Annotated in this window: 14 protein-coding genes; 7 read left to right on the top strand and 7 right to left on the bottom strand. The window is 31.1% G+C overall.

The genetic code is table 11. From position 1 onward, the window contains the following. The first annotated feature begins 116 nt into the window (after nucleotides 1-116). On the top strand, nucleotides 117-464 hold the full coding sequence (locus HMPREF2542_RS02195; protein ID WP_058669855.1) for a helix-turn-helix domain-containing protein: 348 nt from the start codon (nucleotides 117-119) through the stop codon (nucleotides 462-464). A gap of 198 nt (nucleotides 465-662) precedes the next feature. On the opposite strand, the gene HMPREF2542_RS02190 is transcribed toward HMPREF2542_RS02195, so the two are convergent. Continuing rightward, complete coding sequence (locus HMPREF2542_RS02190) at nucleotides 663-1,586, bottom strand: hypothetical protein (protein WP_058669856.1); 924 nt, start codon at nucleotides 1,584-1,586, stop codon at nucleotides 663-665. A gap of 470 nt (nucleotides 1,587-2,056) precedes the next feature. Between HMPREF2542_RS02190 and HMPREF2542_RS02180 the strand changes: the two genes are divergently transcribed. The 5 genes from HMPREF2542_RS02180 to xerC all read left to right on the top strand — a co-directional run bounded on the left by HMPREF2542_RS02180 (nucleotide 2,057) and on the right by xerC (nucleotide 7,000). Next, nucleotides 2,057-2,404: a hypothetical protein gene (locus HMPREF2542_RS02180; protein ID WP_082663102.1), complete on the top strand. Its 348-nt coding sequence runs from the start codon at nucleotides 2,057-2,059 to the stop codon at nucleotides 2,402-2,404. A gap of 244 nt (nucleotides 2,405-2,648) precedes the next feature. After that, on the top strand, nucleotides 2,649-3,602 hold the full coding sequence (locus HMPREF2542_RS02175) for a cell division protein FtsK (protein WP_315940796.1): 954 nt from the start codon (nucleotides 2,649-2,651) through the stop codon (nucleotides 3,600-3,602). A gap of 420 nt (nucleotides 3,603-4,022) precedes the next feature. After that, entirely contained in the window at nucleotides 4,023-5,387 is a 1,365-nt protein-coding gene (locus HMPREF2542_RS02170; RefSeq protein WP_058669859.1) for a Rep family protein, read from the top strand. 65 nt (nucleotides 5,388-5,452) lie between these two features. Next, a complete protein-coding gene (locus HMPREF2542_RS02165) occupies nucleotides 5,453-5,713 on the top strand; it encodes a helix-turn-helix domain-containing protein (protein WP_049476138.1) in 261 nt (86 codons plus the stop codon). Between the two features lie 69 nt (nucleotides 5,714-5,782). Further along, nucleotides 5,783-7,000, top strand: a complete 1,218-nt coding sequence (gene xerC / locus HMPREF2542_RS02160; RefSeq protein WP_070484234.1) for a site-specific integrase — start codon at nucleotides 5,783-5,785, stop codon at nucleotides 6,998-7,000. Nucleotides 7,001-7,460: 460 nt separating this feature from the next. Here the strand turns inward: xerC and HMPREF2542_RS02155 are convergent, their stop codons facing one another. The 5 genes from HMPREF2542_RS02155 to HMPREF2542_RS02135 are packed head-to-tail and all read right to left on the bottom strand — an operon-like array spanning nucleotide 7,461 to nucleotide 10,703. Further along, entirely contained in the window at nucleotides 7,461-7,697 is a 237-nt protein-coding gene (locus HMPREF2542_RS02155) for a hypothetical protein (RefSeq protein WP_070484231.1), read from the bottom strand. Between the two features lie 58 nt (nucleotides 7,698-7,755). Continuing rightward, a complete protein-coding gene (locus tag HMPREF2542_RS02150; protein ID WP_070484228.1) occupies nucleotides 7,756-9,372 on the bottom strand; it encodes a DUF2326 domain-containing protein in 1,617 nt (538 codons plus the stop codon). Then, nucleotides 9,362-9,583 (bottom strand): ABC-three component system middle component 7, encoded by a 222-nt coding sequence (locus HMPREF2542_RS02145; protein ID WP_070484225.1) that lies wholly within the window; start codon nucleotides 9,581-9,583, stop codon nucleotides 9,362-9,364. Before HMPREF2542_RS02145 ends, HMPREF2542_RS02150 begins: the two co-directional genes overlap by 11 nt. Continuing rightward, complete coding sequence (locus HMPREF2542_RS02140) at nucleotides 9,570-10,346, bottom strand: ABC-three component system protein (RefSeq protein WP_070484222.1); 777 nt, start codon at nucleotides 10,344-10,346, stop codon at nucleotides 9,570-9,572. The genes HMPREF2542_RS02145 and HMPREF2542_RS02140 overlap by 14 nt, the downstream gene beginning before the upstream one ends. A gap of 36 nt (nucleotides 10,347-10,382) precedes the next feature. Beyond that, complete coding sequence (locus HMPREF2542_RS02135; RefSeq protein WP_070484220.1) at nucleotides 10,383-10,703, bottom strand: helix-turn-helix domain-containing protein; 321 nt, start codon at nucleotides 10,701-10,703, stop codon at nucleotides 10,383-10,385. A 300-nt stretch (nucleotides 10,704-11,003) separates the two neighbouring features. Between HMPREF2542_RS02135 and HMPREF2542_RS02130 the strand changes: the two genes are divergently transcribed. After that, complete coding sequence (locus HMPREF2542_RS02130; protein ID WP_227743450.1) at nucleotides 11,004-11,225, top strand: hypothetical protein; 222 nt, start codon at nucleotides 11,004-11,006, stop codon at nucleotides 11,223-11,225. Nucleotides 11,226-11,249: 24 nt separating this feature from the next. On the opposite strand, the gene HMPREF2542_RS02125 is transcribed toward HMPREF2542_RS02130, so the two are convergent. After that, nucleotides 11,250-12,161, bottom strand: coding sequence for a helix-turn-helix transcriptional regulator (locus HMPREF2542_RS02125; RefSeq protein WP_058669866.1), 912 nt, complete (start codon nucleotides 12,159-12,161; stop codon nucleotides 11,250-11,252). Between the last annotated feature and the right edge of the window lie 37 nt (nucleotides 12,162-12,198).

Below are 12,198 nucleotides of genomic sequence, written 5' to 3'. Positions count from 1 at the left end.
GAACTATTTTAACACAAAATTAGTCTACAGGCAATATATTAGATATTTTTAGCTTGTACGCTGGTTATTTTGTACTTGTAAACTCTGTATCATATTTTATATACGAGGTTATCATTATGACAAAATTTTATTTACGGCAGTACATAGGAAAAAGAGTACGAACTTTACGAAAAATCAAATCAATGAGTCAGCAAGCTTTAAGTGAAAAAGCAGATGTTGGAACGGATTATATTTCAAATTTAGAAACGAAAGGCTCTAACATCAAAATAGATACGCTTGAGAAAATTTTGACTGCATTAGATTCTAATACCGTAGAATTTTTCGAAAGTCAGGTTAATACAGAAAATAAAGAACTTCAAACATTAGTTGATGATTTGCTTGAATTACCCTCATCTGAACAAAAACAACTATTAATTGCTTTTCAAATTCTTATAGAAACTGTAAAAGACAAAGGAAAATCTTAATTTTTTATTTATTCCTTACTTTTATAATGACCTAATTAATAAAGATGAATTAAAATCCGATAAGTTTTTATGTGAACTTATCGGATTTTTTATATTGAATATATTTTTATGTTCGTTGTCTCTAAATTATCTTTTTGAATAAAGTAATTCATATTACTATCTTTTGAGTATGATTAGATAGAGATACTTTTTACTTCTCTAATATATATAATATGAATAATCATTTAGCTGTTCATTAAGCTCATTTAACTTATCACCAGTGATATCATCAGATATAAGACTTAATCGTTTTTTTAAATCTTTTTCCAACTCATCTTCATAAAACTTTTTCTTAGTTGATTTTGTATAGTTAGCAAATAAACATTTAACTTGCAACTCTAACTTCTTAGCTTCAAGTTCTTTTTTTAAATAAATTTCTCTTGGTGTTTTATTAAAATATACTTCAGGACGATTAAACAAATTATTTTTAATATCACTAATCTCTTTTTCATAGTCTTTCTTACCAGTTTCAAAATTATTGTCACATAACTCGATTAATCTTTGTGAAACCCTATTTTCCGTATTGCTTACACAATATTCATACACATCAGATTTTAACTTTTTTCGATTCTCGCTTAATAGTTCAAAGGAATCTATTTGTTGCATAAATGCTATTTTCATTTGAAATAGAAATTCATCAAAATTCTGTCTAACATAATTATTAAACTGTTCTTCCACATCATTTAGGACCGAATCATTCAACTTCAAGTAACGCTTTTCACTATTAGATAAAGGATTATTTTTCCATCCCAAAAAATTCTTAATATCTTCTTCGTATAATTGATCATAGCGCTTTATATTACTATCTTTTGCCTTCTGTATCTCTGGTGGAATATAATTTTCATCTTTCTTCAACTCATTTATAGAATCAATGCCTAATATTATGTTCGTTTTCCTTTTAATATTATCTGTAAGAACTTGATAAAACAAATCTTCGTTAATATATTGTTTTCGTCCTCTTGTTTCACCTTTATTATTAGATATATTTTTTATCCACCTATTTACAGTTGATTTATGGACCGTAATACCAGTTAATCTCTTAAATATTTTTATTAAATCATCATTTGTATATTTTTTTATCATATTCCCTCCTTGAAAAACGCATTTTATTTTTTAAAAAACAAAAGAAAAACGCAATATATTCTATAAACAAATCATTGTTATATAGTTGTTTTATCTCTTTAAATATTATATCAAATAAACTGCAAAAACGCAATTTACGTTATATAATTAAAGCATATTAAACGAGAAAATCGTCTAATAAATAAAAGAAAGAAAGGTATTCTATACTAAAGTTATGAATAATAAAGTTACAAAATTTGTGATATGGATTCAAACTAAATCTAATTATAATGAATTTCAATATTTCGAAAAATTGTATCGATCGTATCGGACTTTGTTAGTAGATTATAATAATTATGTCAAGTGTCAGTATCTAACTGACGATCTGTCTTCAAAATGGCATGCATTAGCTAATTATTTACAAACTCATGATACATATTTGTTTCATTCTCTAATAACAGTTTTAGAACAAGCAAAAATGAAAGGGGGTGATGAAAATGTCTAAAACAAACTGGATTAAAACTTTGGAAGAAGTTCTCAAGCAAAAAACGCAACCTAAAATAATGGTCAGCGAAAAAACTGGCAATGAGTATACGACTGATGTCGTCCCAACTCTTAATGTTTTATCTACCGGTTCTTTTGAAGAAGTGGATGGGAAATTTAAGTATTCAGTCGTTGATACAAATAATGATCTTGAATACACAATTAAAGCACCGAATCAAGTGGAAGTCAAATTTGGTACTGTTCTTCAATTCAAGAATGTGCGGGGTGGTGCAACAACCAATGGTGTTGGATGGTATGCAGCTGATTCCGTAAGTGTGGTTCAACGTAATGCGTAAATACAGAAGAATCAAACGACAATCAAACAGTAAATTTCAAGGTTATCAATTTTCTTTGATAACTTTGATGTTTTCTGTTATGTGTTATCTTGTTTGTATACTAGCTCTGAATTCTCATCTTTTTATTTCAAAATTCTTTGAGAAGCCATCATTATTCTTTTTGACTTGCACTCTGTTATTAATCGCTTTATCTATCTATACATATCTTAAACGTGAAGAAGTATCAACAATTTCTATACCTTCCATGTCTATTCAATCCCAAAAGCTAGCAAAAAAACTAAAGCGATTGTTTAACGATAAACAAATTACAGATGTACTCAAACTATCGAATTCAACACGTTTTGGCGATGAAATGCCTGATGTGCATGTTTGGATTAATCCTGATCTATCCGAGGGCTATATTGCCATTGAAAATATAGCCAACTGGGAACGTGCCGACCGTGAAAAGTTTGAACAACGTGTATCTGGAATCTTAGCAGGTAAATATCAGAGATTTGCAGTTGTGAGTTCGGAATTATCTATCGGAGATAGTTTCATCATCTTTTATTTTGAAGATGTATTAACTTCTCAACGATTATCTATCAAAGGTAAAGAGTCCTTTAATAGCATGATATGTAACAATAAACACTCCATACGCTTATCTGAAGATCTTATTTGGCATTCTGATATTACACCTATGATGAGTATAATTGCTCGTACTAGGGCGGGAAAATACGTACTAGCTGGTCAATACATGGCGCATTTGATGTTACTACAAGACTGGATAGTGGAATATAATTCAGCTAAGTATGACCGATACGTTAAAAAATTTAACGGAGAATCAGACCCTATAAAAATAGTTGAAAAAGCCGAGTATTGGTGCTCTATTATGGATAAACGACTAACCGAAATCAATGAAGCAGGTAAGGAAAAATATTTTGAAATGGATAACATGCCAGATATTGGCCTATTCTTTGATGAGCTGGGAAATCTTAACGCTTCTCTTGAATCATTAGATAAGGTTGATAAAAAGCTCAAAATCACTTCACGGTGGACTACTGCCATTAACCGTTTATCAGCCACTGGTGGAGCTGCTGGTATTCATATCATTGCTGTTAGCCAGTTTGCTACCAAAGAGGGATTTTTACCTAGCTTAGCTCGTGTAAACTGTTCTGATGCTGTTATTATGCTTGGTGGAGCTGCCGACAGTGCTTCATAACGTCAATATTTAATGAGTGGATTTGCTGATATGCCTAAACGCTCATATGGTAAGGGGCAAGGTCTAGCAAGAATTGTTGGAAGTGGACGAAAATGGGAAAATGAACCTCATTTTTTTGAGACACCTTGGTTTGAAGACTGAGATATTTAAATCTATATTTGAAAAAAATTAGCGAAGTCTATCTTGTTTAAATATAGATTCCTGACGCAGCCGACGGGTCACGAGGTCGGTCAGCTTGAAAAGCTGAAACAAATTTTAATTTTAACTATTCTTACGCCTGCACGGCACCGGGCTTGTCAAGTGCCGTGCATATCAAAAAAACTAGCTAAATCAAGATTTTTAGAGAGTGTTTCAAAATCAAAAACCTTGATTTAGCAGTAGAATAGTTAGAAGAATAATTAGAAAGGAAAAATCCTTATTATAGTGAAAAAAGAAGCTAATCTCACAGCTATTATGCTTGTACAACAATTAGAAGATACTTACTGGGAACAGTGGGAAGATAAGACTTTCATTAAGCTAGCACGAGATGGGGACTGTAAGCCTCTACTACAAGCTGTTGTTGATAAATTAAATGACGACAATATAAGCGTCAAAGAAGCATATGGTATCAAGCATGATAAAGATGAGATAACTATATGGAATCAAGAAGAAATGAAAAATGTAACAGAGAAAAAAGCTGAACATGTTCATTTCTTATTCAAATTCGACAAAGGAGCTTCTATCAGCAAAATCGCTCTTGCTGTTGGTGTAGAGCCACAATACTTGGAAAAATTGAAATCTGGGCGATATGGTTATGATAACTGTTTGGCCTATCTTGTCCACGCTAAAGATGAAACTAAATTCCAATATTCCCCCGAAAAAGTCGTAACATTATTAGGTGAGGATTATGTCAGCATCTATAACCGAAGCATGGAGACTTGGATGAAAGGGAGAGCTACTAAAAAAGCTAGGGAAACCTCTCTTAGTCTTGATTGGCTAATTGAAAAAATCCTTTCTGGCGAAATCACCAAAAGCAATATCATGCTAACAGATGAATATTACGCAATTTATGGACAGCATAAGCGAAAAATAAATGAAGCTATAGAAACCTCTGGTGAACGAAAGAGCTACAAAACAATTTCAGAACTAGAAAACAGTGAGTTTAAAAAAACAGTTATTTTTATTACTGCCGAAAGTGGCATTGGAAAAACTGCACTAAGCAAACAGTTAATTCGAATTTTACAGACAGTCGCTATAAAATTCAACCAAAACTGGGATTTTTGCGTAACAGCTTCTACAAATGCCTTTGATGAATATAACGCACAAGATATTCTCTTTCTAGATGACATACGAGGAGATAGTCTAACAGTATCAGATTGGTTGAAGTTATTAGATCCTTACATGATTAGCCCTATCTCTGCAAGATACCATAATAAGATGGGGGCAGCAAAGGTAATCATCATTACAAGCACCAAGAAACCAATTAGTTTTTTTGAATCTGCTAAAGGCAATATTGGAGAAGATTTAAGGCAACTTATAAGGCGTATTGATTACCTATTGACGATTGATAAGTTTTTTAGTTTATCAATACCCATGAAATCCAAAGTAATGGATATATCTTCTAGTTATCCTTGGTACGAACCTAGACACCATTCATATTGTTTCTCAGAATCAGAGCAATATACAAAAAATAATGCTCTCAACCATTTAGTCAAAACAGTAATCCGCAATATGCAATGGAACAAAAAAGAACGTATCACTCACACCGACCAAAGTACGAAAGATACGCTTACTCAACCGAAATAGCAACAAATCTACTATCTCTGTTGCTATTATCTCAAAATACTAAATAATATACAAGAGGTGACAGCATGCAGGTCATTTTACCAAATGAACAGATACATCAAATCCAGCTTTTAATATCCGATTTAATCAAACAAGAAATCAACAACAGACTAAACAGTAGCAATCTTGAAAGTCCGTTTTTGAATAAACAACAAGCCTGCAATTATCTAGGAATTTCCAATAATACGTTGGATAGTTGGATTAAAAAAGGTTTACCAGTTATTCGAATAGGAAAAACAGTTCGATTTGATAAAAGCGAAATCAATCGCTGGATGCAAAAACAGTAGAAATTTTGCAGTGGTTTGTTTATAATAAAATCACGGTATTTTTCTAGCTCAATTCACAAGGAGAATACTATGTCAATTAAAAAAACTCAAAACAATACTTATCGTCTTCGACTGTATATCCCTGATGAAATCAAGCCTATGCTCGGTATCTCTAGTAAAATGTATGAGAAGACTTTTAAAACAAGAAGGGAGGCTAAACAAGTAGAATTGGAAATGCTGTCAAAAATTGATAGCATCTTAAAAGAAGAAGTTACAAGTCCATTTGAAATCAATGGTGATATTCTTTTCTCTGATTTTTATAAGAATGTTTGGTGGGAATCCTATAAAGCTGGTCAAACAACCTCTACTACTAGACCACCAACACAAGCTACTATTGATGGTACTGAAATTGTTTTTAGAAAACATATTTTACCAATGTTAGGTAACTACTCAATTGAATTTCTAAACCAAAATAAACAGGTCGTTTTAAATCTACTGACAGCTAAAGCAGCGGAATACGCAAACTTTAAAGTGATTAGAAGCTACGTTAATTCTATCTTTGATTGGGCTGAAGAATTGGAATATATCGAAACCAACCGTATTTCTAAAACTATTAAACGTATCAAAGCTACTAAAAAAATTAAGTTACAAGAAGCCAAGAACGAGGAAGAATTATATCTTTCACAATCTGAACTCCAGGCTTGGTTTACTGCTTTTGAAGAAGACCTTAAGACAGATAAAATATCATTTAAAGATTATGTATTATTTTATACCACTTTCTTTCTAGGTGATAGAAAATCCGAAAGCTATGCCTTGCAGTGGAAACATATTCTTTTTGAAACTTCTGAAATTAGTTTGATTCAAGCATTGGATAAATATAAGAATCCCAAGTCTACTAAGGGAGAAAAGAAAACAATTTTTGCCGTTCCCCAAGAATTGACTATTCTCTTACATCAATGGAAAATTCAACAAAAAGCAGAATTAGCAAAATTTGGTATCATTCAAACTCCAGAACAATATGTATTTACTTATATTGATACTAAAGGCAATGTGAATAGCCCTTTACACGCTGATTACCTCAATAACAAGATGAAGTCCGTCAAACGTCGTCATAAAGAGCTAACACATGCTACACCACACAAATTGCGTCATACTGGAGCAACACTTGCCAAACAAGCTGGAACTTCACTAGAAGCAATTTCAGAAGCTCTAACGCATAGTGACACCATCACAACCAAAACCTACGTTAATACCTCTAACGTGGTTCCAATGGCAGTTGGCGAAATCGCCTACCGTAACCTAAAATAAATAATGGTGTGAATTTGGTGTGAAAAGTGGTGTGAATTTTGCTAAAAATCATCAAAAAAACACCCCATGGTGTGAACCATGAAGTGTTGTAAATGCTGTATTGTAGCTGGTTCTTAACGTTTTGAGAACTGGCTAGCTTTACGTGCTTTCTTAAGACCTGGTTGGGGCATAGTTTATTTCAGCCACTTTCAAACACCTTTAAAAACAGCATTTTTACGTATTTACAAAAGTCATTATTTAATCTAATTTTAATCAACTTCATCAAAATAAGGTAAATTTTCAATCAAAATAAGCAAAATCGAACCAGAAAATACAGAAGTTTACCTTATATAAAAATTTCTTTTATTACTAATAAGTGGTTGAAATAGTAAAATACTTTTAGATACTTATAGAATACTAAACTCAGATTCCTCATCACATCTGAGTTTTCTATTATCACACTATTTAAGATATATCCTGTTTACAACCTACTCAGGTATTCCAATAATGGTTTTAGTTCTTTTACTATATTCGGATAATTTTTCAACTTTTCTTTACTGCATTCAAGGAGCTTTATAGCCTCATCTATTTGGTGATTACTCACTAACTTTCCTGCACGAATGAACTCTTGATTAAACAAAATTATATCCTCATCTGCTGAATCTCTATCTATAAGTTTTTTTATTTTTCGAGCATCAAAATTAATATTTCTATCCATATAATATTACCTAATTTCATCCTTTCCATTCGCTATTGTCTATTTTTTCAGTAATACCTTAATCTCTTATCTTTTTACTCCATGACCATCCGAATAACTCATTGCCATCTGATAACGATAAAACCGTATTTTTCTTTAATATATTAATTGTATCCTCAGAAAAAGTTTCTTGTCTATCAAATGCTATAAATATCTGTTTCGAAAACGACTGATATAATTCTATTATCTTTTCTGTAGCATTTCTTGATAACTGTTTGAATACATTTGAATCATGTACCAATATAGGTAAATTTGTCAATTTTAAGATTGCTAAATCGAGAATAATTAAAGCTTTCCCTGCCGTCCCTGCTCCAGAATCTTGCGGAGTAAAATATTGAATTTTATTAGCCTCTAAACTTAGATGAGGTGCATAATAATCTTCACTGTAAATATAATTATTGTACACTTCCAATTGATTATTAATATCTCTTTCAATTCTTTTCAATAAAGTAGCATATTCTTTATCTATCCTTTCCTTGCTCTGTTTTTTCTTTTCTTGTAGCACTTTTATATCTAGATATACTTTATTTTCAGATAACATCCTATTTTTTTCAACTACTCGCTCTGAATATGAATCTAAAAGTACAGTAGATATTTTGGGCTCAGCAATTATTTTTTTTAATTCACCATCTAGTTTATTAATTTCTAATCTAAGTTCAGAGAGTTCTGACTCTAGTTCCTTCTTCTCTTTCCTTAACTCTCCTTTAAAAATTTTACTCAAATTAGAATGGAAGTCTTCAATTTCTTCAATCTTTTTTATATTAACTTCTGGAAAAAAAGTAGATAATAGTCCCCAATTTTTTTCTGTATAAGAAAATTTATATTCCAAATCCATATCTATTTTCTTCAAACGAACTTCTAATCTTGCTGACTGCCTCCTTAAGTTAGATAGTTTTGTACTAATTTCAACTGCTTTATTAGATATTACCTCCTGAATGTCAATGATATTGCTATCTAAAGAATCTGAAATCGTTTGTAGCTCACCCTCAATTTTATCAATGGCTTTTAAGTTTGTCTTATACGTAGTAGCCGTTATTTTAGAAACTAAAGAATGTTTCTGTGCATTATTATATACTGTAATTTCTGTTGTAATCTCATCAAGACTATCTTGTAAATCTGAAATAATATGATATTTCCCAAATAGTTGCAGAAGAGGCTTTATGGCTTTTCTACTTGCCTCCCCCTTATAGGCTTCCAGAGGTGCAGTTTCATCAAGTCCACCCTTACCATATATTCTTATAAATCGACTTACTATATTTCTAAAAGTTGCTCCTTTCTCTTTGATATTATATTTTTCTAATAGAAACTTATTATACTGGTCCAAAGTCATGGAAGAAATCTTTTTATAATCTTTATCACAATTCCAAACTTCTGAACTCTTCAAAAAATTTCGAGAAAAATAGAATAAGTCACCTTCAAATTCAAGCTTAAATTTTATATCATGATTATCTATATTCTTAAATATCTCAGATTTCTGTGAATAAGTTTCTCCACCAAATACAAAATCAATAATCAATAGCATTGTTGATTTTCCTATTGAATTATCTCCATCATCAGTTCCTTCAATAACATTCAAGCCTGATTTAAATGCTATTTTCCCTTCTTTAAATTTATCACATACTATTTCAATTAACATAAGTTAAAGTATTTCCTTTCAACTTAACCTTTTCCAATACAAACAGCAATATTACGGCTTCTATGAACTCATCTAAACTATCAAAATATCTACGCACCTTATTAAAAAGTTCAACAATATCCATGGAGCCATTCTGATGTAAAATTTTTAAAATATTTAAAGCTTTACCCAGAACACTTTCTTTTAATGAAGTAACTTTATTTGGTAACACTTTCAAACACCTCACATGATTGCACAAAGTAAGAAATTACTATTTCACAAGCATCTCTAGAAACAGAGAAGCTTTTTGCATCTAACCATTCTACTAAGGCGTAAAATATCTTTTCCTTACTATCTTGCTGCTCCTTCACTTTCAAATATAAAAGTTTAATTTTTGTACCTATTATTTCAAACTTTCCTTTGTCCTTGTTTTTAAATTCACTTTGAATGAAGACATAATACTCTCTAACATTATTTTTAATTTTTCTTTTTAATTGACTACTCTCATTAAGTTTAAACTTTTTATCGATTTTTACTACATCATAATTTAAATCAATCACACTATCAATTTCATCATCCGTTAACTTGGCAAGCCTATCTACTATATTCGCTATATCTTGTTCAAGTCTTTCTTGATTCAAAATATCTCTTATTGCTGATTCATTTAGATAATCTTTTTTTATCTTCAATAATTTCTGATAATCTTCTTTAGTCGTATTATAATCTTGGGTTGAATGACAATCTTTACATAAAGCTATCTTGTTCTCAAACGATTCTGAGTTTTCGCCAAGTCTCTCTACATTATTAAGCTCTTTCTTCTGTTGTGGAGTTGGACTATTTGGATAAATATGAGCAATCTCATAAAGTTTATTCCTTTTTTTCTGCCCATTTGGCTGTAACTCTTTTTTGCATAGTGGACATAAAAAATTGACTTCGCGTAAATAACGCTTTACTTCTGTATCATTTGGTTTCTTTCTAGGAATACAGTATTCCATAATTCCCCTTTCTAATATTATCAGAGCAACATACTGTTAAGCTTTTAACTCAATATCCAATATCTTATTAAAAATCTCAAGATACTTTTCCTCATCATCTACTAATGAAAGTTTAGCAATCAACTTAGCTACCTCATTGTCACTATCCGTAAATGCAAAGAAAGTTTGATAATCTAACTCTAATGCTTCAATTAACTTGTTCAAAGTCTCCAATTTAATATTAGAATTTTGTCCTCTTTCAATTCTACCAAGCGCATTGACATCCATACCCGCTTTATCCGCTAGCATTTCTTGTGTTAGTTGTTTTTTTATCCTCAATTCGTAAATTCGATTAGATACGCTTTCCCCCAGCGACATGTTATCACACCCCTTATCTGATTCTATATACTAAGACTATGATTTATTAGAATCATTTTGTAGGTCTTAAATGTATTTTTTTATTAAAAAAAGATACTTAAATTATGTTTTCGTGGTAAAATAAAAGGTATATAAGTATTGTTTTTGAAAATAATAATACTTAAAATACTAAAGGAGAAAATCCTGAAAAAATTAAAAACTATCTTAATAACACTTTTATCTCTATGCTTTCTTACAGCATGTTCTGCTAGTAATCAAAGTTTAGACGTAACCTACTCTTATGAAAAAGATAGTAGTAGCATGACGATTACAATCGATGGTCGAGACGGTTCACTTAGCATTAAAGCTGGTGATCGTTCGGGCTTACTATTTGGTAAGAACAGTATCAGTACCGACTTTACTATTGATAAAGAGAATAAAAAGTTTAAGTTAGAAGGAGAAGAGTTGAATTACTCCCTCTCAGGTAACACACTAACTGTCAGTGGAGATGGTTTTGGTACTATTAAATTGAAGAAAGAATAACATAAAAATATATAATTATCCCCTCTAGTTTTTAGAGGGGTTTTCTTGTTCGCCAAATAATATTGAAGTCAAGATAATGAAGAAGTCATTAAACATCTGTCTAAGAGTAAGCGAATATAGATTGTACTTATCTTCATTAAGTATATCTACACATATTTGAAAAAGCTCCTCATCTAGTAGTGCTGGGAATTTTCTTGTGAATTCTAAAATATAAGGGTCTATTTCTATTTTCAAACTTGGATAGTCATTTCGTTGCCAACTCATTAAACTATCCTTTCGAGTATATGTTTCAAGTTCATTCAGTAGTCTTCTAGCATATTCACTCTTTAGAACACCATCAGGAACTGTCTTTATTCTATCTTGAAAATATCCAATTCTTTCCCTTGAATCAGAGGGAATATATGTAATATCTCTCGCAAAATCCTCAAGAAAACCATAGGAATAATTTTTCATACGCTTCAACGGAAACTCGCTTCTCTTAACAAACTGTTCCATGGATTCTATAATATCTGTCATCTCATTTATTAAACTTGGCTTTGTAAAATCAGGATTAATAAATTGAATGTTTTTCCCATCATATCCGCCACTATTATTGAAAGCTTTTTGCTCTTTTACTACTTCATGTCCTAATTGATTAGCTTCATAATACGCAAAGAATGGTAATAAAACATTATAAAGAAGCTCTTCCGCTCTCTGTTGATTTTCTTCCGTAATATCAAAAAAGACTACCCCATCTTTTGAAATCCGCCTTTCCGATATATGTAATGACATCAGAATACTATCTAAAGAACTTTTATGGGGAGTAGTTGTTCCTTTTAACCAGCTAGCAACTGTCCTTTTTTCTTTTTTTATCATCTTTGCTAATTGTTCTATCGTAACTCCCTGTTCATCAAGTACAGTTTCTAATTTTTTATAATCAAAATTTTTACTTTCCATATATCTATTATACACTATCTACATGAAATTTCATTTT

Origin of the sequence: Streptococcus sp. HMSC034B05 (assembly GCF_001809055.1) — a bacterium.
Taxonomy (GTDB): Bacteria; Bacillota; Bacilli; order Lactobacillales; family Streptococcaceae; genus Streptococcus; species Streptococcus constellatus.
This window is presented reverse-complemented; position numbering and strand designations above follow the sequence as displayed.